Origin of the sequence: Streptomyces sp. NPDC050263 (assembly GCF_040655955.1) — a bacterium.
Classification (GTDB): Bacteria; Actinomycetota; Actinomycetes; order Streptomycetales; family Streptomycetaceae; genus Streptomyces.
In genome coordinates, this window is the sequence record NZ_JBFAKW010000032.1 from 39,075 (window position 1) to 60,661 (window position 21,587).

Below are 21,587 nucleotides of genomic sequence, written 5' to 3' on the forward strand. Positions count from 1 at the left end.
GCCTGTGCCGACGGGTTCGGTCAGCCGCTCGCGTTCGACAGCGGTTCCGTGGCTGTGGCCGTGGCCTTGGTGAGCGTGCTCTGCGCCGGGGTCGGCAGCGCCGCTGCGTCGGCCGGGGCGGAGCGTGGGGGCAGGAGGTCCAGCACCGCCTGGCGGTGGACGGCGCTCGTCGCGTCGTCGTAGGGGTCCGGGGTCGCCGGTACCTGGAGCCGGTGCACCGGGCCCGATCCCAGCCGGGCGTACCCGCGTCCCGGCGGGACCTGGTCGACGGGAGTGGTGTGCGGGGGTGCGCCGAGGACCGTCTCCACCTGGTCGGTCGTCGCCGGGCCCAGCACCACACGCGCGCGTGTGTGCTGCCGTACCGCCTCGCTCAGGGAGTCCAGGGTGTCGAACTGCTCGGCCACGACCACCGTGACCGCGGCGGCGCGGCCGTGCCGGAGCGGGACCTGGAGGAGGGACTGCGGGTCCTTGTTGCCGTCCGCCTCGGCCAGATGGGTGAACGTGGTGGGGCGGTCCAGGACGATCCACAGCGGTCGCTTGGTGTCCTCCGGCGGCGGGTCGCCCGCCTGGCGGGCGTGGTTGGCGGCGATGAGCCGGCGCTCCGTCTCGCCGGCCGCCCACTCCAGGGCGGTCAGTGCCCCGGCCAGTGCGACCTCGACGCCCAGGACGCCGTCCCGGCCGGTCAGACAGGCGTACTCGCCGGTGCCGCCGCCCTCGATGATGAGGACGTCGCCCTGGTGCAGCGCCTGGAGGGCGATGGAGCGCAGCAGGGTCGACGTGCCGCTGCCGGGCCGGCCGACCGCCAGCAGGTGCGGCTCGGTGGAGCGGATGCCGGTGCGCCAGACGACCGGCGGGACGTCGCGTCGGTCCTCGCCGTAGGCCAGCGGGAGCGTCCGCTGGACCTGCGACGGGTCGGTGAAGCCCAGGACCGTCTCACCGGGGGCGGTGACGAAGGGCTGGGCGCAGATGTCGGTGGGGAGGGCGGAGAGGACGCTGACCGTGAGTTCGTTGCCCTCCTCGTCCCAGGCGAAGTGGTACTCGCGGCCGCGGCCGGACTTGGCGGCGAGCAACTGCTCGATCCGCGCGCGGGGGCCGGCCTCGCCGTCCGGGAAGTAGGCCGGGTAGCGGATCACGAGGTGGGCGACTCGGCCCGAGTCGTCGAACTCCTGCGCGGGGAAGGCATTCTCCCAGTCGCCGCCGTGGGCGTACAGGGGAGCGGGGTCGTCCGCCGTGGAGAAGTACGGGACCAGGGCCTCGTACAGCACCTGGAGTCGCTGGATCTGCGATTCGTCAGGGCCTTCGGGAACCGGTGGGGTGCGGTCCCTGCCCTGCCAGGCCGCCGCCGCCATCAGGGTGATGACGGCGAGCAGCGGACCGTACGGCACCAGTACCACGACCAGGATCACCGAGGCCGCCAGGAACAGCAGCGGCCCGCGTTTGTCCTTGGGCGTCTCGGCCCATCTGCGCCGCCCGGCCGAGGCCAGCCGGCGCAGTCCGCGGGTGATCGTGATCAGCGGATGGAGGACATCGGTGGCGCTGTCGGCCGCCGTCCGGGCCAGCTCCCGGCTCCGGGCGATCTGTGCGCTGCCTGTGCTCAGGATGCTGGGGAGGGGGCGCCGAGCCACTGCTGTCTCCTGGAGGTGCGTACGGGCGGGACGTGCGGCGTCAGAACTTGATGCCGCCGAGAAGGCTGGCCAGGCTCTCGCCGCCGGCCTTGATGCTCGGGGCGATGGCCGTACTGGCCATGTAGAACCCGAACAGGGCCGAGACCACGGCGTGGGACGCCTTGAGCCCGTCCTTGCGGAAGAAGAGGAAGACGATGATGCCGAGCAGGACTACGCCTGACATGGACAGGATCATTGGGTTCTCCTGGTTCGCGGGGACAGTCACCATGAGTACTTCCAGGCTCACAGGATGTATCCATACGATAAAAGGTGCAACTGGGTGAAATACGGCCGATTTCCCCCGAGTGGCGGAGGGTCTGAAGGGTGCCTGAGCAGGAGAACTGCGTCGAACGGGGCTGCCCGTGATCTTTGCCGTCGACCGCACCGGCCATGTGTCCGACGAGCCAGTACGCTGGCGATTCACCTGAACGGTTGTAGCGAGAGGCGGTCCGGCCGATGACTGAAGCCCCCGACCCCGAGGTCGTGGAGCTGGCGACCAAGATCTTCGATCTGGCCCGGCAGGGGCAGACCGAGGAGCTCGTGGCGTACGTCGACGCGGGCGTTCCGGCCAACCTCACCAACGACCGTGGCGACTCGCTCGTGATGCTCGCCGCGTACCACGGCCACGCCGACGCGGTCCGGGCCCTGCTGGCCCGCGGCGCCGAGGCCGACCGGATCAACGACCGAGGCCAGACCCCGCTCGCCGGGGCCGTCTTCAAGGGTGAGACGGATGTCGTCAAGGTCCTGCTCGAGGCCGGCGTCGACCCTTCCCAGGGCACGCCGTCGGCCGTCGACACGGCCCGGATGTTCGGCAGGGCAGAGCTGCTGGAGCTGTTCGGCGCACGCTGAGCCGACATGTCCTGAGCAGGTCAAGAGAGATTCCTGACCAGGTAAAACAACGACCACGGGGGAGGCGGTACAAGGCCGCCGGAAATTTCGGTCGCGGCAGGTAGAACAGCCGGGTCATCATGACGTCGTGATTCACGGACGCGATGGCTGGGCAGGTGTTGCCGCACCGCGCGGGCCGTGACGCGGTCCGCATGGGCCACCTACGAGAGGCAGAGGAAAATGGTCTACAGCAAGCAGGAAACGGCGGGCGCCCCGACGTGTTGTCACGCGGCCAGGTAATGCACGTCCCCGGTTGCGTCGACGCTTGATGTGAGGCTGTTTCCCATGTTCGATCCGGTCATAGCGCCCAGCGGTACGCTGCTCGGCCTGCTCCAGAGGGGCCGCGGCGACGGCACGCTGCACGCGCTCACCGCCCCGCGCGCCGAGGCGCTCGCGGCGCTGAACCACTGTGTGCTGCGGGACCCCCGCCACGACTGGCAGGTGGAGAACCGCTCCCTCTACTACGCCCGCCTCTACCTCGACCTCAGCGGCGAGCTGGACGAGATCGAGGCCCACCTCTTCGACGTCGAGGACGTCTTCGACACCGAGGAGTCACGCACGGGCCTCGCCCTGGCCGTCCTCGGCCACCTCGCCTCCTACGGCCGGCGGGACGCCCTCGACCTGCTGCGCAGATACGCCGCCTCGGGCTCCAACTGGGCCTGGGCACTGGACGAGCTCGCCCTGCGGGACGACGACGCCGGCCTGCGCGCCCTGGCCGCGCCGGTGCTCGCCCGGTTCGCCACCGACCCCGAGGGCGAGGCCGAACTGGCAGCCGTCGTCCGGGACGCCTTCGAGCCACGGCCCTGGCGACTGTGGGCCGACGATCCACGCGAACACGTCTCCACGCGCGTGCGTGCCGCTCAGGAGGCCGGCTGTTTCGACCGCTGGCAACGGCAGATGAGTCCCGGCGGACCCCGTCCGGGCTGGAGCGTGCAGGCCGTGTTCGAGTGGGCCCAACAGGGCATCGAACGCGGAGCCGCGCTCCACGTCCCCGCCGCCCGTTGCCTCTCCGCCGTGGCCGGACCGGAGGACCGACCCGAGATCGTGCAGGCGGCCAAGGACGGCTCCGAGGGAGCCCGTTGTACCGCCCTGCGCTATCTCGCCGACTGCAATGATCCCGACGCCCTGGTCCTGATCGAACAGGCCGCCGCGACAGGCTCGACGCCGGTCGTGGAGGCCGCCGTCGACGCCTTCGAACGCATGCGCAGCGTCGCCGCCGTCGACCGGGCCCGCGGCTGGGCCCACCGGCCCGACGCCCTGGGCGCCGCCGCCGGCCGCATGCTCGCCTGCCGGGGCGGCACCCGCGACAGCGACCTGGTCCTCGGCGCCCTGCGCGAGGCCGTACGCGGCGAGGGCTGCGACGCGCCGACCCTGTGGACCCTCGTCGACGGCGCCGGCCGGCTCGGCATCGTCTGCGCGGCACCCGTGCTGCGCCATATCTACCGCGAGACGGCCTCGTCCCATCTGCGCGGGCGCTGCGCCCGCGCACTCGCCGCCACCGACCCCTCCTACGCCGCGGGCTTCGCCGTCGAATGCCTGTGGGACTGCGAGGAGGGCACCCGCGAGATCGCCGCCCGGCACGCCGAGACAGGTGACGCCCGGGTCGTGGAGCGGCTGCGCCGGCTCGCCGCCGACCCGGCCGAGGAGGCCGAGGTCCAGACGGCAGTACGGAGCCGGATCGGACCGGACGCGGCATCCGCCATGTGAACACGGGGCAGGCCGCCGCCGGAGGGGAGCCTGGCGGGGGCCTGCGCCTGTTCATGAACACGGAATGGCCGCTGGGGCGGACCGGCATGGACGGCGGCTGACCTGCGCGGTGCGGATCGGCACCGCACCGCTTGCGCAGCGCAACGCTCATGGGACGTTTGTCATTCGGAAAGATCCACTTTGACGCGGCCACGTCCAGGGCGGCGACAACACGGGTATGCGTGTCGTCATCGTGACCGAATCCTTTCCCCCCGACGTGAACGGCGTGGCCCATTGCGCCTTCCAGACCGCCCGACACCTCGTCGATCGCGGTCACGCCCCCGTCGTCGTCGCCCCGGCCACCGCCGCCGGGACCGGGCCGGACGCCGAAGCGCCCTGCCCCGTCGTCCGAATCCCCTCCCTCCCGCTCCCCGGCTACCCTCAGGTCCGCGTCGCCCTCCCCAGCCGACGCGTCGCCGCCGCCATCGCCGAGCACCGTGCCGAGGTGGTCCATCTGGCCAGCCCCTTCATCCTCGGCGTCCGAGGCATGGCGGCAGCCGCCCGGCTCGGCATCCCCGCCGTCGCCGTCTACCAGACCGACCTGGGCGGCTACGCCCGCACCTACATGGGCGCCGGAGAGGCCGCGGCCTGGCGTCGGATACGGTCCGTCCACGCCGCCGCCGACCTCACCCTCGCCCCCTCCGGCGCGGCCCTGCACGACCTGGACACGCACGGCGTGCCCCGGGTGAAGCTGTGGCCGCGAGGCGTGGACACCGCGCGTTTTTGCCCCGAACACCGTGACGACGCACTGCGCCGCACACTCGCACCGAACGGCGAGCTGATCGTCGGCTACGTCGGCCGGCTCGCCCCCGAGAAGCAGGTCGAGCTCCTCGCCGGAGCCTGCGGGCTGGACGGCGTCCGGGTCGTGGTCGTGGGCGACGGGCCGAGCCGGCCCGGCCTTCAGGACGCCCTGCCGGGCGCGGTCTTCCTGGGCAAGCGGACCGGCCACGAACTCGCCCGGATCTTCGCCTCGCTCGACGTGTTCGTGCACACGGGCCCCTTCGAGACGTTCTGCCAGACCGTGCAGGAGGCCATGGCCAGCGGCGTGGCGGTCATCGCGCCCGCCGCGGGCGGCCCCCTGGACCTGGTCGACCACGGGCGCACGGGGCTGCTCTTCCCGCCGCGCGACGCCGCCGCCGTGCGCGACGCGGTGGCGTCCCTGGCCGCCGACCCCGCGCGGCGGGCCGCCTACGCCGCCGCCGGGCGGGCCACTGTCCAGGGACGCACCTGGGCCGCCGTCGGCGACCGGCTCATCGGCCACTACGAGGACGTGCTCGCCGCACGCCGGCTGGTGGTGGCGGCATGAGCGTCACGAACGGCGTGAGCAAGGCGAGCGACGTGACCGACGCGGGCGACGTGCGCGAGGCGAACGGCAGGAGCGAGGTGACCGTCAGGAGCGTTTCGGGCACGTGCTCCGGGCCGCTGCGGATCGTGCGCCTCGCCAACTTCGTCGCCCCCGCCTCGGGCGGCCTGCGCACCGCCCTGCGCGAACTCGGCAAGGGCTACCACGCGGCCGGCCACGACCCGGTCCTGATCGTGCCCGGCGAGCGGACGAGCGACCGGGAGACCGAGCAGGGCCGCGTCATCACCCTGCCGGGACCGCTGCTGCCCGGCACCGGCGGCTACCGCGTGCTCGCCGACAAACGGCGGGTCGCCCGCCTGCTGGAGGAGCTCGCCCCCGACCGGCTGGAGGTCTCCGACCGGACGACGCTGCGCTGGACCGGCAAGTGGGCGCGACGGGCCCGGGTGCCCGCCGTCATGGTCTCCCACGAGACCGCCGACGGCGTTCTGCGCACCTGGGGCGTGCCCGAGCAAGCGGCCCGGCGCGCCGCCGACTCGCTCAACCTCCGTACCGCTCACACCTACGCGCGCGTGGTGTGCACCACGGAGTTCGCCGAGCGGGAGTTCGTGCGGATCGGGGCGCGCAACCTGGTGCGGGCGCCGCTCGGCGTCGACCTCGTCGAACGGCACCCCGCCCTGCGCGACGAAGGGCTGCGGGCCCGCCACGCGCGCGTGGACGAGACCTTGCTGGTGATGTGCACCCGCCTCTCCGTGGAGAAGCGGCCCGGCACGGCGCTGGACGCCTTGGAGGCGTTGCTGCGGCGCGGTGCGCGGGCGGTGCTGGTCGTCGCCGGGGACGGGCCGCTGCGGCCGCGGCTGGAGCAGCGGGCACGGGAGCGCGGGCTGCCCGTGACGTTCCTGGGGCACGTGGCCGATCGAGGTGCGCTGGGCGCCCTTCAGGCCTCCGCCGACGTGTGCCTGGCGCCGGGGCCCGCGGAGACGTTCGGGCTCGCCGCCCTGGAGGCGATGGCCTGCGGGACCCCGGTCGTCGCCAGCTCCTCGTCGGCGCTCCCCGAGGTGATCGGGGCCGCGGGGGCCACCGCGGCCGACCGGGGCGAGGCGTTCGCGGACGCCGTGGAGCACCTCCTGGAGCGTCCCCCGGTCGCACGCCGGGAGGCGGCACGCGCGCGTGCGGAGTGCTTCGGCTGGGGCACGGCGGTCGACGCGTTCCTCGCGGCGCACGACGCGACGCTGTCGGCACCGGTGGCGCCCTTCGCGCCCGGAGGCCTCGGATGAGACCCGTCCGCTTCGTCGCCCTCGGCGATTCGCTCACCGAGGGCGTGGGGGACCCCGTGGGCGAGGGCCGACGCGGCTGGGCCGCCCTGCTCGCCGACGGCCTCGCCGCGCAGCCCATGGCCATGCCCATGGACGAGGTGGAAGCCGTGGAGGCCGTGAAGCCCGTGGAGCCCGTGGAGCCCGTGGAGTTCACCAACCTCGCGGTCAGCGGGGCGCAGACACGGGACGTGCTGGAACGGCAGCTCCCGGCCGGCCTGGAGCTGCGGCCCGACATCGTCTCCGTCGTCGTCGGCGTCAACGACACCCTGCGCTGCACCTTCGACATCCACGCCGTGGCCGCCCGGCTCGACACGGTGTACGCCGCCTTCGCCGAGCAGGGTGCCGTCCTGCTCACCGCGTGCCTGCCCGACCCGGGCGGGACACTGGGGCTGCCCGGGGCCCTCGCCCGCCCTCTGGCCCGTCGGCAGCGCGCGGTCAACGCCGTCGTCCACGCGCTCTCCGAGCGTTACGGCGCCGTCCACCTGCACGCCTCCGAGGGCGCCTGGCTGACGGACCGGGCCATGTGGAGCGCGGACCGGCTCCACCCCGGCGAACGGGGGCACCGGCAACTGGCCGTGCGCTTCCACGCGCTGCTCGCGGAGGCGGGCCTCGCCACCGGGCGCGCGCCCTCGCCCGAGCCCGAGTTCCCGGCGCCCACGGCGTCGGCGAGCCTGTGGTGGCTGGCGACTGCGGGCACCGGCTGGGTGGCCCGGCGGTGCACCGACCTGCTTCCGCAACTGCTCACGCTGGCCGCCGACGAGATGCGTCACCGCGCGCGTGGGACGAGCGCCCGGCTCGACGTGCGGGCGTCCGCGGCCGCGTCCGCCGCGCTCGCCGCACTCTCGGTGGCGGAGCGGCAGCCGGACGCGGCGTGAGCGATCACCGACGTCACCGGCTTCACCGACGTCACCGGCTTCACCGGTACGACCGGCTTCACCGTCGGCGTACGGCCACGAAGCGGACCGGTGTTCCCGGTGTCGCCTGGGCGGCGGCCGGGAGGTCGTTCGCGCGCACGACCCCGATCACCGGGTAGCCCCCGGTGGTCGGGTGGTCGGCGAGGAAGACCACCGGCCGGCCGGCCGGCGGGACCTGTACGGCGCCCAGGACCATGCCTTCGCTCGCGAGCTCCCCGCCCACCGCTCGTTCCAGGGCGGGCCCGTCGGTGCGCAGCCCGATGCGATTGCTCGCCGAGGACACGAGGAACGTCCGCGAGGTGAAGGCGCGCACCGCGTCCGGGGTGAACCAGTCGTCGCGCGGGCCGAGCGTCACCCGCAGGACGAGTTCGGCCGGGGGCGCGGGTTGCGGGGCGACGTCCACGCGCGTGTGAACCCCGGCGGGCTCACCCCCCAGGGGGAGGACCATGCCGACCGTGAGCGGCGCGGGGCCGAGGCCGGAGAGCAGGTCCGTGGACCGGCTGCCGAGGACCGGCTCGACGGTGACGCCCCCGGCCACGGCCACATAGGCGCGCACCCCGGCGACGGCCGGTCCGACGTCCAGCACCGCCCCGGTCGGCACGCGCACGGGAGCGCCCCAGGCGGCGGGGCGGCCGTTCACCGTGACCCGGCAGGGCGCGCCCCCGACCGCCACGATCACGTCGGAACGCGGTCTGAGGGCGCAGCCGTCGAGCGTGGTCTCCAGGAGGGCCGCGTCGGGCGGGTTGCCCACCAGCCGGTTGACCAGGGCCGCAGCGGGCGTGTCGAGCGCACCGGAACGCGGCACGCCGAGATGCGCGTGCCCGGCACGACCCCGGTCCTGCACGGTGGTGAGCGCTCCGGCGCGGACGACGGAGAGCGCGCGGTCGCTCATGCGGGCGCCGCCGTCCCCACCGGCGTCGCCGTCGCCGGTTCCGTCGGAACGAAGCGCACGCGCGTGCCCGGCGAGAGCAGCGCGGCCGGCACCCGCGCGTGGTCCCACAGCACGGCGTCCGTCGTGCCGATGAGCTGCCAGCCGCCCGGCGACGAGCGCGGGTACACGCCCGTGTACGGCCCCGCCAGCGCCACCGAGCCGGCCGGCACGGCGGTGCGCGGGGTGGCCCGGCGCGGGACGTCGTAGCGCTCGGGCAGGCCGGTCAGATAGCCGAAGCCGGGCGCGAACCCGCAGAAGGCGACCCGGAACTCGGCGGCCGCGTGGATACGGGCCACCTCCTGTTCCGGGACGCCCCAGTGCGCGGCGACCTCGGCCAGGTCCGGGCCGTCGTAACGCGTCGGGATCTCCACCACGTCCTGCTCGCGCGGGGGAGCGGGCGGTACGACGGAGGCGGCGAGCTCGGCCGCCAGCCGGTCGGGGTCCGTGAGCCCGTCCAGGAGGACCGTGCGCGCCGCCGGGACGATCTCGCGCGCGCGGAGCAGGCCCGCCGCGCGGCGCTGCAGCAGCTCCGCGTGCAGGGCCTCGGCCTCAGCGCCCGACGCCACCTCGACGAGCAGGGCGTCGTCGCCGACGGGCAGCACCCGGATGCTCATACGAAGGCCTCCACCCGCACGCCCGACTCCTCCAGCCCGCGCCGGACCCTGCGGGCCAGCTCCACCGCGCCGGGCGTGTCGCCGTGCAGGCACAGGGAACGCGCGCGTACCTCGACGGAGGACCCCGTGTGGGACGTGACCCGGCCGAGGCGGGCCAGCCGCACCGACCGTTCCACGACGGCGTCCGGGTCGGTGACCACGGCCCCGGCCACGGCGCGCGGCACGAGCGTGCCCTCGTCGGTGTACGCGCGGTCCGCGAAGGCCTCCGGGACGGCCCGCAGCCCCGCCCTCCCGGCCAGCTCCAGCAGGCGAGAGCCGGGCAGCCCGAGCACCGGCAGCGCGCCGTCGGCCAAGAGCACCCCTTCGACCACCGCGGCGGCCTGCTCCGGGTCGTGCACGACCCGGTTGTAGAGCGCGCCGTGCGGCTTCACGTACGCCACGCGCGCGCCCGCCGCCCGGGCGAACACCTCCAGGGCGCCGATCTGGTACGCCACCTCGGCGGCCAGTTCGGCGGAGGGCACGTCCATGGCGCGCCGCCCGAATCCGGCCAGGTCCCGGTAGGAGACCTGGGCGCCGATCGTCACGCCGCGCCCGGCCGCCAGCTCGCACACCCGCCGCATGGTGGCCGCGTCCCCGGCGTGGAAGCCACAGGCCACGTTGGCGCTGGTGACGACGGACAGCAGTCCCTCGTCGTCGGTCAGCTGCCAGCGCCCGAAGCCCTCGCCGAGGTCGGCGTTCAGATCGATCGCGGTCGTCGCGGTCATGGTTCCTTCGTATCTCCTTTTCAGGCCACGCGGTACTGCTCGTCGCGGGCGTCGGTGAGGAACATCTGTCCCGGGGCGTGAGTGAGGGCGAACGGCGGGCGCGAGGCCATCACTGCGGCCTGCGGGGTCACTCCGCAGGCCCAGAACACCGGGATGTCGTCCGGCGCGGCGTCCACGGCGTCGCCGAAGTCGGGCCGGCCGAGGTCGTCGATGCCCAGTCCCGACGGATCGCCGCAGTGTACGGGGCTGCCGTGGACCGCAGGGAGCAGACTGCTCTCCCGGATCGCCGCCGAGAGGTGCTGCGGCGGCACCGGACGCATGGACACCACCATGGGCCCGTGCAGCCGGCCCGCGGGTCGGCACTGACGGCTCGTCACGTACATCGGGACGTTGCGCCCCTGCTCCAGGTGCCGGATCGGGACGCCGGCCCCGGACAGCGCCCACTCGAAGGTGAAGCTGCAGCCGATCAGGAACGACACCAGGTCGTCACGCCAGTAGGCGCGCGCGTCCGTCGGCTCGGCCACCAGCTCGCCGTTCTCCCACACCCGGTAGCGCGGCAGATCGGTGCGCAGATCGGCGCCCTCGGCCAGGACGGTCGTCCAGGAGCCGGCGTCGGTGACGTCGAGGACGGGACAGGGCTTCGGGTTGCGCTGGCAGAACAGGAGCATGTCGTACGCCCAGTCCGCGGGCACCGAGACCAGGTTGACCTGGGTGTGGCCCGCCGCGATCCCGGCGGTGGGGCCCGCCAGGCCCGCCCGGAAGCGGGACCGGGCGATGGCGGGGCTCCACGCGTGCGCGTGTTCGTCGACGACGGCGACGGGACGGTCCTCGGTGCGCGACGGGCGGCGGTCCTGCGTGGGGAGGAGAGGGGGACGGTGGTCCCGGGTGAGGGTCGGACGGTTCACACCAGCTCCTTCCCGCGCGTCTCGGGCAGCCCGAGCAGTGCCAGTGCGGCGATCGCGTACCCGATCGCACCGAAGACCAGAGCGCCGCCCACGCCCCAGCTGTCGGCCAGGAATCCGACCGTGGTGGGGAAGACGGCGCCCACGGCGCGGCCGGTGTTGTACGTGAAGCCCTGTCCTGTGCCGCGCAGGGCCGTCGGATACAGCTCGCTCAGGTAGGAGCCGAAGCCGCTGAAGATCGCCGACATGCAGAACCCGAGCGGGAAGCCGAGCACGAGCAGCAGGGTGTCCGCGCCGCTCGGGATGTTCGCGTACGCCAGGATGCACACCGCCGACAACAGGGCGAACAGCCAGATGTTGCGGCGCCGGCCCAGCCGGTCGGTGAGGTAGCCGCCGGTCAGGTAGCCGAGGAAGGCGCCCGAGATAAGGAAGGTCAGATAGCCGCCGGTGCCGACCACCGACAGACCGCGCTCCGACTTCAGGTACGTCGGCACCCAGGTCGCCAGGGTGTAGTAGCCGCCCTGCACACCGGTGGAGAGCAGGCCCGCGAAGAGCGTCGTGCGCAGCAGCGGACCCTTGAAGATCGCCGGGAACGAGCCCTTCTCGGCGCTCTGCCGCCGTGCGGCGGTGGCCTCCGGCGCGTCCTGCACCCGGCGCCGCATCCAGACGACGAGCAGTGCGGGCAGGGCGCCCGTCCAGAACATCACGCGCCACGCCGTGTCGTCGCCGAAGAACGAGAAGACCAGGGTGTACACGAGCGCCGCGAGGCCCCAGCCGACGGCCCACGAGCTCTGGATCGCGCCGAGCGTGCGCCCCCGGTGCTTCGCGCTCGAGTACTCGGCGACCAGGATCGCGCCGACCGCCCACTCGCCGCCGAACCCGAGGCCCTGGAGGGAGCGGAAGACCAGCAGCGTCTCGTAGGTGGGCGCGAAGCCGCAGGCGACGGTGAAGACGGCGTACGTGATCACCGTGATCATCAGGGCCTTGACCCGGCCGATCCGGTCGGCCAGGACGCCCGCGACGGCCCCTCCGACCGCGGACGCGACCAGGGTGACGGTGGTGAACAGGCCGGTCTGGCCGCTGTCCAGACCGAAGTACGCCGCCAGCGCGACCATGCTCAGCGGCAGCGTGAAGTAGTCGTACGAGTCGAGGGCGTAGCCGCCGAACGCGCCGGCGAAGGCGCGTCGGCCACGCGGACCGAGGGCGCGCAGCCAGGCCAGCGCGCCGTCGTCGGGGGTGTGTTCGGCCGTCCCTGGGCGGACGTCGGTGGTGGGGGCCTTCGGTGGACGGGTTGTGCTCATGGGGCACCTCGCTGAGGGATGACGGAGGGTGCTGGGAGTGAGCCGTGCCGTGCGGGAGGCGGGTCGCCGCAGTGGGGACGGGGCGGCGCCATGGAAAGGAAGGTAGAGGATCGTTGAACGATCCTTCAATACCCGTGTTGTTTCGTTCTCGTGTCTGCGGTTGAATTCCGGGCATGGCAGAGCAGCTGGCGGGACTGGCCGACGACCGCGCCCTCCTGGGCCGTACGAGCACGGCGGAACGGGTTTCGGACATCCTCAGAAGCCGCATCGCCGAGGGCTATTTCCCGCCGGGGACACGGCTGTCGGAGGACAGCATCGGCGGGGCGCTCGGCGTCTCCCGCAACACGCTGCGCGAGGCGTTCCGGCTGCTCACCCACGAACGCCTGCTCGTCCACGAGTTGAACCGCGGGGTGTTCGTCCGGGTCCTGACCGTGGAGGACGTCGAGGACATCTACCGCACGCGCACCCTCGTCGAGTGCGCGGTCGTGCGGGGCCTGGGCGAGCCGCCGTACGCGCTGGAGGGCCTCCAGGCGGCCGTCGCGGAGGGACAGACGGCGGCCGTCGAGAATGACTGGAAAGGACTGGGTACCGCCAACATCCACTTCCACCGGGAACTGGTGGCCCTGGCCGGAAGCGTCCGTACCACCGAGCTGATGACCAGCGTCTTCGCCGAGCTGCGCCTCGCCTTCCACTTCGTCGACGATCCGCGTCGGCTGCACGAGCCGTACCTCCAGCGCAACCGCCAGATCCTCCAGGCCCTGGAGGCGCGGGACGCGGAGGAGGCCGAGCGACTGCTGGCCGTCTACCTCGCCGACTCGCTGGAACGCGTGGTCGAGGCCTACCGGCGAAGGGTCGAGGGCGACGGCGCCCCATAGGGGCGCGGGGCTGTATCGATGTGCGGCTCCGCCGCGTGGGCGCGGCAGACCCCCAGCGGCCCGCACCCGGAGAACCCCCGGTAGTCGCCGGGCCGACCGCCGGAGGCGATAGGCGTCGTTTGGGTCGATGTCAGACCGAGGACCTAGTCTGTGCACCGTGACTTCGCCTGCTTCGACGGACCGTGTTCCGCCCCAGTTCAGCGCGGGGCCGCGACCCGCCCAGGGCCCGGCCGCCGACGAGGGCCTGGCGCGGCGGCTGCGCGCGCTCGCCTGCACCGCGCCGATCCACGACCTCGACGTGCGCAAAGCCAATCTCGCCGGTGAGTACTCGGTCTACGGCATGGCGGAGATCGCCCTCGCCGCCATCGACCTCGTCACGCTCAACATGGACTTCGACACCGGTGCCGACCACGACCAGATAGTGGCCCGTCTCCTGCCGCGCATCGCCGCACAGGCCCCGCAGCGGCCCGTCGCCGAGCACGAGCGGGTGGCCCGCTGGGTCCTGGAGAACCTGATCAACGTCGGCAGCGTCGACCGCGGCTTCCGCGCCGCGTACGGCACCTTCGCGCCGGACGGCACCTACGTGCGCCGCGACTACGACTTCAAGCTGATCGAGGAGGTCCCGGGCTACGGCGGCGTGGTCTACCTCCGAACGACCGACGAGGCGGTCAACGTCCTAGTCGGCGCCCTCGACACCGATGTGACCAGCGCGCAGATCGCCGCCGAGGTCAAGCTCGAGGTGCTGATCCGCCGCGGCCGTCTCGCCGACGCCCAGCTGGCCGCCGAGCAGGCCCGCTACCGGACCGTGCAGTACTCGGAGACGCTGCGCCGCGCCCTGGAGGCGACCCGGCGCAACGTGCGCGCGGTGGACTGGCTCAACGCGGTGCCCGACATGATCGCCGAGGCCCTCGACCACGTCGCCGACCGCTACCGCCACGAGAACGCGATCCTCACCAACATCCGCAAGGCCCGGGACGAGATCGAGGACCCGGAGAACAAGCGGCGGGCCGCCGAGCTCGTCGACATCGTCAAGGACTGCATCCGCCGGCATACGCAGTTGCAGTCCCGGCTGCTGGAGGCCGGCCCGCTGTTCCGCGCCGAGCAGGACCGGCAGGCCTTCGCCACGCCCATGACCTCCTCGGGCGTAGACCTCTACGGCCACCTCGTCGCGCCCGTGCTGCCGTTGCCGCTGGAGCAGGCCGTCCGGGTCACCGACGCGTTCTTCGCGCGCGGGACCGGGCTGCGCACACCGGTGTCCGTGCGGGTGGGCGACCTCGTCGACCTGCTGCTGACCCCGCCCGTGGAGCGCGAGCACCTGGGCGCGGAGATGCCGGAGCCGGACCTCATCGCGACGCCGGACGACAGCCGGTTCAGCGAAGAGCAGCTGGCCGCGGCGACGGAGCTGCTGGACCTGCCGGCCGACGCGCCGCGCCGGCTGTCCGGGCTCCTCGCCGAGGCACGCAGACGGGACGCCGATCTGCCGTACCTGGTGGCCCTGCTGGCGGTGCACGCCGCCAGCCCCGCGGTCGGCACCGCCTATCGGCAGGGCGAGCAGAAACTGGTGTTCGCCGTGGACGACGGGACGGAGCTGGACGACCCCGAGTTCGGCGGAGCCGACCTCATCGTCGGCACCGCCCTGCTGGACGCCGCGGGGATGGCGGCCGACCGCACGGAGGCGGCATGAGCGGCACCGGAAACCGAACGAACGAACACGTGAGCAGCAACGAGCACGTGAGCAGCAACGAGCGCGAGAGCAGCAAGGAGCCGAAGCCGTGACCGAGCACGTCGAGTGGAGCGACACGGAGGCCCCTGCCCCTGCGGCGCACGCCCCCGTCACCCCCGCCGACGCCGCCGACGCGGCGCGGCTCGTCGCCTTCGGGCTCCAGCCCAAACTCCAGCCCGCGCGGGACCAGGAATACGCGGAACTGCTGCGCCGGTACCGGGAGGATCCGGCGTTCGCACGGCTCGCCGACGCCGTCGCCGCCGGGCTCGGGCTGATCGTGCTGGAGGTGTCCCCGCGCGCGGGGATGGCGGTGACCGCCGCCGAGGACTCGGTGTTCGCCGTACGGATGGGGGACTACGCGCGTCGCACGTCCGCCGACGGCGGCGACCGGTTCCTGCACGGGCTCGCCCATCTCGCCGTCGCCGCGATGGCCTTCCCCCGGCCCGAGGACCTGGCCGACGACGGGTACGTCGGGCGGGTCAGCGTCAACGGAGTCGACGCCTTCGTGCGCCAGGCCTGCCGTCGGCTGGAGGAGCGGGCGCAGGAGCAGGGCGAGAACACCGACCCCGCCACCGACGCGCCCGGCCTGGAGGCCGCCTGGCGGATCTGGACCAGACGCAGCGCCACCGGCGCCACCAAGGACGCGCGCAGACTCGCCGGTTCGACGACCGGCATCGTCGGCAAGGCCGTCGCGTTTCTCACCGACTCCGGATTCCTCCAGCGGACCGGTGACGACAGCGGCGGCACCTACCGGACGACGGCCCGCTACCAGCTCCAGGTGCGCGACATGGCGGGCGCCGCCGCCATGGCCGAGCTGCTGGAGCTGGGCGTCGTCCCGGTCACCGACGGCTCGCCGACCCTGCTGCCCGCCGAGGAGACCGACGACCTGGAGCTGGTGTCCGACGCGGGGCTGCCGTTCCACTCCTAGAGCCGCGAACCGTAGAGCCTCAAGGCTCCCTCAACCCCCCTGATCTGCCGAAGACTTACGAGAGTCCGCCATGTACGAGCTGTCCCGGGTCCGCCTCTACTCCATCGGGCCTGCCGGTGCGCGCTACGCCGACACCGTGCTTGACCTGCGGGGCGTGGGCGACATCGTGCCCGACCCCGCCCCCACGCAGGCGGAGTTCTTCGAGGAGGAGCCCGTCGGCCCGCCGCGCCGGCCCGCGCCCGCGGGCGTGCTCTTCCTGGAGAACGGCGGCGGCAAGTCCGTCCTGCTCAAGCTGATCTTCTCCGTGATGCTGCCGGGACACCGCAACACCCTCGGCGGGGCCAGCTCCGGCGTGCTGCGCAAGTTCCTGCTCGCCGACGACTGCGGGCACGTGGCGCTGGAGTGGCAGCACGTGCTCACCGGCGAGTGCGTCGTCGTCGGCAAGGCGAGCGAGTGGCGCGGACGGCAGGTGTCCAACGACCCACGGAAGTTCGCGGAGGCCTGGTACTCGTTCCGGCCCGGGCCCGGGCTGAGCCTGGACAACCTGCCCGTCGCCGAGTCCACCGCCGTGCGCCCACCCGTCGAGGGCGCCTCCGGGGCGCGGGGGCGGCGGCGCACAATGAAGGGGTTCCGGGACGCCATCACCGAGGCGGGGAAGGCGTATCCGCACCTGGAGGTGCACTGGGAGGAGATCCACGACCGCTGGGTCGAGCACCTCACCGAACTCGGCCTCGACCCCGAACTCTTTCGCTACCAGCGGGAGATGAACGCCGACGAGGGCGAGGCCGCCGGCCTCTTCGCGGTCAAGAAGGACTCCGACTTCACCGACCTGCTGCTGCGAGCGGTCACCGACACCCGCGACACCGACGGGCTCGCCGACCTGGTCAGCGGCTTCGGCAACAAACTGGGCCGACGTGCCGAGCTGATCGCCGAACGGGACTTCACCGCCGGGTCGGTGGACCTCCTCGGACGGATCGTCGAGGCCGCCGAAGCCCGCTCACGCGCGCGCGACGTGCACGCCGGCGCCGAGCGGCGCACCCGCGCGCTGGCTCGACGGCTCTCCGCGCGAGGCCTGCGGGAGAAGGCGCGGGCCGGTGATCTCGCCCAGCGCGTCACGGCCGCCGCCTACGCCGTCACCCATTCCGAGGGCGCACGCGAGCGCAGCGCGCTGATCGCCGCCGAACTCGCCTTCCGGCACGCCTCGCTGGCGCTCGCAGCCGCCGAGAAGTCCGCCGCCGCGCAGAAGCGCGAACTCGCCGACGCCCGCACCCTGCACGCCGCCTGGCAGGCCGCCGAGGCCGTCCTGCGCCACCGCGCCGCCGCGGACCGGGTCGCGCGCGTCTCCGCCGCGATCCAGGAGGCCGAACGCGACGCCGCTCCCGCGCTCGCCGCCCGCGCCCGGGCCGCCGTCGACCTCGTCCGCGCCCTGCACGCGGCCGCGGAGCGCGCCGAGACCCTCGCCAACGAGGAGGAGGAGCGCTCGGCGGCACTCCAGGAGGTCGGCGAGTCCGCGCACCGGGACGCGACCTCCGCCGCCACCGACGCCCAGCGCGCCCGCAGCGAGGTCGGGCACCTGCGCCAGCGCCTCTCCGAGGTCGAACAGGAGACCGCCGAGGCCGTCCGGGCGGGCTGGCTCGACGACAGCGCACCCGACGCCGACCCCGCCCGCGCGGCCCTCGCCGCCAGCGACGCCGAGAAGACGGCCGTCGCCGCCTGGGACACCGCCCGCGAGGCCTCGCGACGGGCCGGCGAGCATGCGCGCGAGGCCGCCTCCGCAGAGTCCCGCGCCGAACTCACCGCGGCCCGGGCCGCCGACGCGGCGACGGCCGGGCAACGCTCGTACGACGCCGAACGACGCCTCGCCGAGTCCCTGGCCGGCGAGGAGCGCCTCGCGGAGCTGCTCGGGCTGACCGGCGGCGGCGCGCGGCGGCCGATCCCGCAGCCCCGGCAGGACGGCGAACCGGAGGACGGCCCCTCGCTGACCCCCGAGGAGCTGGACCGCTGCGCCGACGAACTGCGCGAACTCCTCGAAGACGCCGTCTCCTCCGCCGAACGGCAGCTCTTCGAGCTGCGCACCGCCGCCGCCGACGACTCCCGCATCCTCGGCGCGCTCGGCGACGGCGGACTCCTGCCGCCCGGCCCGGACGTGCTGGCCACCGTCGAATTCCTCGGCGAGCACGGCATCCCCGCGCTGCCCGGCTGGCGCTACCTCGCCCAGGCCGTCGACCCCGCCGACCACGCGCGCGTGCTCGCCGCCCGGCCCGAACTGGTCGACGGCGTGATCATCACCGACCCCGACTCGCACGCACGCGCGCGTGAGGCGCTCGGTGACGCCGCGCTCCTGCCGCGGTCGGCCGTCGCCGTCGGCACGGCCGCCGCCCTGCTCGCACCGACCCCGCCGGCCGACTCCCACAGCGACGTATTCCTCGTACCGCCCAACCCGGCCATGCACGACGAGCACGCCGCCGACGAGGAACGGCAGGCGCTGCGCGCCCGGGCGACCGAGCGGGACGAGGACATCCGTCGGCTCGCGGGTCGGCTCGGCAAGGACCGGGAGCTGGCGGCGCGGCTCTCTTCCTGGCGTACCGGCTGTCCGGCCGGGCGGCTCACCGAGCTGGCCCAGGCCGCCGGGGAGGCGCGCGCGTTCGCCGAGGAGTCCGAGGCCGAACTGGCCGAGGCGCGGACCGTGCGGGCGGAGGCCGACGAGACCGCCGCCGAAGCCGCCCTGGTGCGGGACGAGCGGCAGGAGGCGGCGCAGAAGGCCCGGCGTGCCGCCGACGCCCTCGCCGGGCTCGCCTTCCGGTTGCGCGAGCGTGCCGGCTGGCAGGTCAAGGTACGTGAACTCGCCGACGAGGCCACCGAGTCGGAGGCCCGCGCCCAGGCCTGCCTGGAGCGCGCCCGCGCAGCGGACGAGGACCGGCGCGGCGCCCAGCGAGCCGCCGACGACGCCCGCCGCACCGCACGCGCGCTGCGCGCCGAGCGCGCCGAGATCGCCGGAGCCCCCGACGACGTGCCGGCGGACGCGGCGGACGCCGCCCAGTCCTCCCTGCCCGCCCTCCGCGAGGCCTACCGGGCGGCCTCCCAGCTGTACGAGAAGGTCGGCGTCGGCGCCGATCTGCGCGCCGAGCAGGCCCGCGCGGAGAGCGACGAGAGCGGGGCCCGCGCCGAACTCGACCGGCTCAGCAACAAGGTCCGCACCCGCGCGGAGCTGCTGCTGCAGTCGCCCGACGGCTCCGACGGGCCCTCCCGACAGGCCGCCGCCGCACGCGCGGAGGAACTGGTGCAGCTCCTGGAGACCCGTGTGTCCACCGCGAGCGAACAGCTCGGACGGCTGCGCGGCGAGGCCGAGCGGCACGCGCCCGAGGACGGCGAGGCCCACACCGAGCTGGCCGAGGAGCTCCAGCCGCGCGATGCCGAGCACGCCCAGGCGCTGCTGCGCACGGCGACAGCCGAACTCGCCTCCCGCGCCGACGCGTTGAGCCAGGCCCGGGACGCCCACGCCGAACTCCTGGCCGCCCACCGCGCCGCCGAGGACGCGGCCGGCGGCTTCGACGAGATCGCCGCGATGCTCCGCGACCTGCTGCGCGAGCACCCGCCCGAGGAGGACCAGGAGGAGCCGGAGCCCTACCCCGGCACCCTGGAGGAGGCCCGTCAGTCGGCTGCCGAGGCCCGCCGGTCACTGCGCGGCTGCGCCGCCGACCTGTCCGCCGCGGAGTCGGCCGTACGCGAGGCGAGCGACATCCTCGTACGACATGCCAACTCCACGCGCTACGAGCAGGTCCGCACCCCGGCCCGCCAGCAGATCCGTGAGCTGCCCGCCTCCGCGCTGCCCGAGCACGCCAAGAAGTGGGCGGACGCGTTCGCGCCCCGACTCAGGGTCCTCACCGACGAGTTGGCGCAGCTGGAGCGCAACCGGGACTCGATCGTGGACCGGCTGCGGGGCCTTGTCGAGTCCGCGCTCGCCACGCTGCGCTCGGCCCAGCGCCTCTCCCGGCTGCCCGAGGGCCTCGGTGAGTGGTCGGGGCAGGAATTCCTCCGCATCCGCTTCGAGGAGCCCGACCAGGCCACCCTCACCGAGCGCCTCGGCGAGGTCGTCGACGAGGCGACCCGGGCGGCCGTGAAGAAGAACTCCGACCTGCGGCGCGACGGCATGTCGCTGCTGCTGCGGGGCGTCGGCGCGGCTCTCCAGCCCAAGGGCGTCGCCGTGGAGATCCTCAAGCCGGACGCCGTCCTGCGCGCCGAGCGCGTCCCCGTCGGCCAGATGGGCGACGTGTTCTCCGGCGGCCAACTGCTCACCGCCGCCATCGCCCTGTACTGCACGATGGCGGCGCTCAGGAGCAACGACCGGGGCCGGGACAAGCACCGCTACGCCGGCACGCTGTTCCTCGACAACCCCATCGGGCGCGCCAACGCGACCTATCTGCTGGAGCTCCAGCGCGCGGTCTCGGACGCCCTCGGCGTGCAGCTCCTCTACACCACCGGCCTCTTCGACACGACGGCACTGGCGGAATTCCCACTGGTCATCCGCCTGCGCAACGACGCCGACCTCCGGGCGGGCCTGAAGTACATCAGCGTCGAGGAACACCTCCGACCGGGCCTGCCGCAGCAGGCCCCGCCCGCCGAGGGCGACGGGGCCCAGGTCCACAGCGAGATCACGGCGACACGGATGTTCAAGCGGCCGGCATAGCCCCGGCCCAGGCCGATCCGGGCCGCACGGCTCGACGAGGTGGAGGGTGTCCGTCTCCTCCCACGACCGGGAGGAGACGGACGATCCACCTCAGGAGTGCGACAGCTGTCCGGCGCCGCCCTGACTGCGTATCCGCTCGTGCGCCCGCTCGGTGGCCCGTGCCTGCCGTCGCGCCTTGCGGCGCTCGCGGCGCAGCGACCGCGCGGTGCTGCTCGGCGTCGACACCACGCCGTTGCGCTGGTTCCACACCTGCCGGGTCACCCAGATGTCCAGCGCGGCCCACGTGGCCAGCACCGTGCTGACCACACTGCTGATCACCATGGGGAAGGCCAGCCACGATCCGGCCAGGGTGCACAAGAAGGCGACCATCGCCTGAATCAGCGTCACGGCGATGACGAGCACCGCGCGTACGGCCGCCGTACGCACCGGGTCGGGCATCCGGCGCCGACGCGCGGGCTCCTCCACCCACAACGGCCGGTACGTCGCCCGCGCCTGTCCCGCAGGGACGGCGCGGGCGGGTGACTCGCGCCTGACTGACGGACTGTCGCGCCGCTCCGTTGTGACGTGCCTGTTCCCCGAAATGTCGCGATCAGACGCCTCGGGTTCCCGCAACGCTGTACCGCGCGCCGACACACCCTCCTCGGGTGCCCCACGCCGCTCCGCCGTGCCCATCACCGTGTCACTCCCCACCGCCGACAGACCGCTTGCCTCCGGGTCGAAGACCCGGCTCCCCAGTGGCTGCCCGGCTTGCGCTGATTTACGCCGCCCAGGTGCGGCATACGGCTCGTGTGGCCGATTCCGCCCCCAATTCCCAATGACTAGGACGAACGACGCGCCCCGAAGATTCCCAAGTTGCGAAAAATTCTGGCCAACTCGTTTGCACGGCCGATCGGTTCCGGCCGGGCCCGGTCGGCCGGATTCGGGGGTGCAATCTCCCGCATTGCCCGGACAACGCACCATGTCTCGCCCTCGGTGCGGAAGTTCAGCTTCCGGACAGCTCTTCGAGTTAACTGTGTGTCGGTAGTAGGCTCACG

The 21,587-nt window shown here is 73.8% G+C and carries 17 protein-coding genes; 9 read left to right on the forward strand and 8 right to left on the reverse strand.

Going from position 1 to position 21,587, the window contains the following annotated elements; translation table 11 throughout:
- Positions 1-20: 20 nt before the first annotated feature.
- Both AB0J04_RS17210 and AB0J04_RS17215 read right to left on the reverse strand, forming a co-directional pair.
- A complete protein-coding gene (locus AB0J04_RS17210; RefSeq protein WP_363169271.1) occupies positions 21-1,625 on the reverse strand; it encodes a hypothetical protein in 1,605 nt (534 codons plus the stop codon).
- 40 nt (positions 1,626-1,665) lie between these two features.
- Complete coding sequence (locus tag AB0J04_RS17215) at positions 1,666-1,860, reverse strand: hypothetical protein (protein ID WP_020128927.1); 195 nt, start codon at positions 1,858-1,860, stop codon at positions 1,666-1,668.
- Positions 1,861-2,120: 260 nt separating this feature from the next.
- Between AB0J04_RS17215 and AB0J04_RS17220 the strand changes: the two genes are divergently transcribed.
- From AB0J04_RS17220 to AB0J04_RS17240, 5 genes are all read left to right on the forward strand, one after another.
- Complete coding sequence (locus AB0J04_RS17220; RefSeq protein WP_363169272.1) at positions 2,121-2,513, forward strand: ankyrin repeat domain-containing protein; 393 nt, start codon at positions 2,121-2,123, stop codon at positions 2,511-2,513.
- Positions 2,514-2,837: 324 nt separating this feature from the next.
- Positions 2,838-4,259 (forward strand): HEAT repeat domain-containing protein, encoded by a 1,422-nt coding sequence (locus AB0J04_RS17225; protein ID WP_363169273.1) that lies wholly within the window; start codon positions 2,838-2,840, stop codon positions 4,257-4,259.
- A gap of 217 nt (positions 4,260-4,476) precedes the next feature.
- Positions 4,477-5,604 carry a glycosyltransferase family 1 protein gene (locus AB0J04_RS17230; RefSeq protein ID WP_363169274.1) on the forward strand — a complete coding sequence of 376 codons (1,128 nt, stop codon included), beginning with the start codon at positions 4,477-4,479 and terminating at the stop codon, positions 5,602-5,604.
- Entirely contained in the window at positions 5,601-6,875 is a 1,275-nt protein-coding gene (locus AB0J04_RS17235) for a glycosyltransferase (RefSeq protein WP_363169275.1), read from the forward strand. Before AB0J04_RS17230 ends, AB0J04_RS17235 begins: the two co-directional genes overlap by 4 nt.
- A complete protein-coding gene (locus tag AB0J04_RS17240) occupies positions 6,872-7,789 on the forward strand; it encodes an SGNH/GDSL hydrolase family protein (protein ID WP_363169276.1) in 918 nt (305 codons plus the stop codon). The genes AB0J04_RS17235 and AB0J04_RS17240 overlap by 4 nt, the downstream gene beginning before the upstream one ends.
- A 58-nt stretch (positions 7,790-7,847) precedes the next feature.
- Here the strand turns inward: AB0J04_RS17240 and AB0J04_RS17245 are convergent, their stop codons facing one another.
- Genes AB0J04_RS17245 through AB0J04_RS17265 form a run of 5 tightly spaced genes read right to left on the reverse strand, consistent with a single transcriptional unit; the run spans position 7,848 to position 12,340 of the window.
- Positions 7,848-8,720: a biotin-dependent carboxyltransferase family protein gene (locus AB0J04_RS17245; RefSeq protein ID WP_363169277.1), complete on the reverse strand. Its 873-nt coding sequence runs from the start codon at positions 8,718-8,720 to the stop codon at positions 7,848-7,850.
- Entirely contained in the window at positions 8,717-9,367 is a 651-nt protein-coding gene (locus AB0J04_RS17250; RefSeq protein ID WP_363169298.1) for an allophanate hydrolase subunit 1, read from the reverse strand. Before AB0J04_RS17250 ends, AB0J04_RS17245 begins: the two co-directional genes overlap by 4 nt.
- A gap of 2 nt (positions 9,368-9,369) precedes the next feature.
- Entirely contained in the window at positions 9,370-10,137 is a 768-nt protein-coding gene (locus AB0J04_RS17255; RefSeq protein WP_363169278.1) for a 5-oxoprolinase subunit PxpA, read from the reverse strand.
- Between the two features lie 20 nt (positions 10,138-10,157).
- Positions 10,158-11,042, reverse strand: coding sequence for a putative hydro-lyase (locus tag AB0J04_RS17260; RefSeq protein WP_363169279.1), 885 nt, complete (start codon positions 11,040-11,042; stop codon positions 10,158-10,160).
- A complete protein-coding gene (locus AB0J04_RS17265; protein WP_363169280.1) occupies positions 11,039-12,340 on the reverse strand; it encodes an MFS transporter in 1,302 nt (433 codons plus the stop codon). The genes AB0J04_RS17260 and AB0J04_RS17265 overlap by 4 nt, the downstream gene beginning before the upstream one ends.
- Before the next feature lie 173 nt (positions 12,341-12,513).
- On the opposite strand from AB0J04_RS17265, the gene AB0J04_RS17270 reads away from it, so the two are divergent.
- The 4 genes from AB0J04_RS17270 (at position 12,514) to AB0J04_RS17285 (ending at position 20,553) form a co-directional block, all read left to right on the forward strand.
- Entirely contained in the window at positions 12,514-13,215 is a 702-nt protein-coding gene (locus AB0J04_RS17270; protein ID WP_363169281.1) for a GntR family transcriptional regulator, read from the forward strand.
- Positions 13,216-13,372: 157 nt separating this feature from the next.
- On the forward strand, positions 13,373-14,899 hold the full coding sequence (locus AB0J04_RS17275; protein WP_363169282.1) for a hypothetical protein: 1,527 nt from the start codon (positions 13,373-13,375) through the stop codon (positions 14,897-14,899).
- Positions 14,900-14,987: 88 nt separating this feature from the next.
- Positions 14,988-15,866 (forward strand): hypothetical protein, encoded by an 879-nt coding sequence (locus AB0J04_RS17280; protein ID WP_363169283.1) that lies wholly within the window; start codon positions 14,988-14,990, stop codon positions 15,864-15,866.
- A 70-nt stretch (positions 15,867-15,936) separates the two neighbouring features.
- Positions 15,937-20,553, forward strand: a complete 4,617-nt coding sequence (locus AB0J04_RS17285) for a hypothetical protein (protein WP_363169284.1) — start codon at positions 15,937-15,939, stop codon at positions 20,551-20,553.
- Positions 20,554-20,643: 90 nt separating this feature from the next.
- On the opposite strand, the gene AB0J04_RS17290 is transcribed toward AB0J04_RS17285, so the two are convergent.
- Positions 20,644-21,225, reverse strand: a complete 582-nt coding sequence (locus tag AB0J04_RS17290) for a hypothetical protein (RefSeq protein ID WP_363169299.1) — start codon at positions 21,223-21,225, stop codon at positions 20,644-20,646.
- Positions 21,226-21,587: the final 362 nt, after the last annotated feature.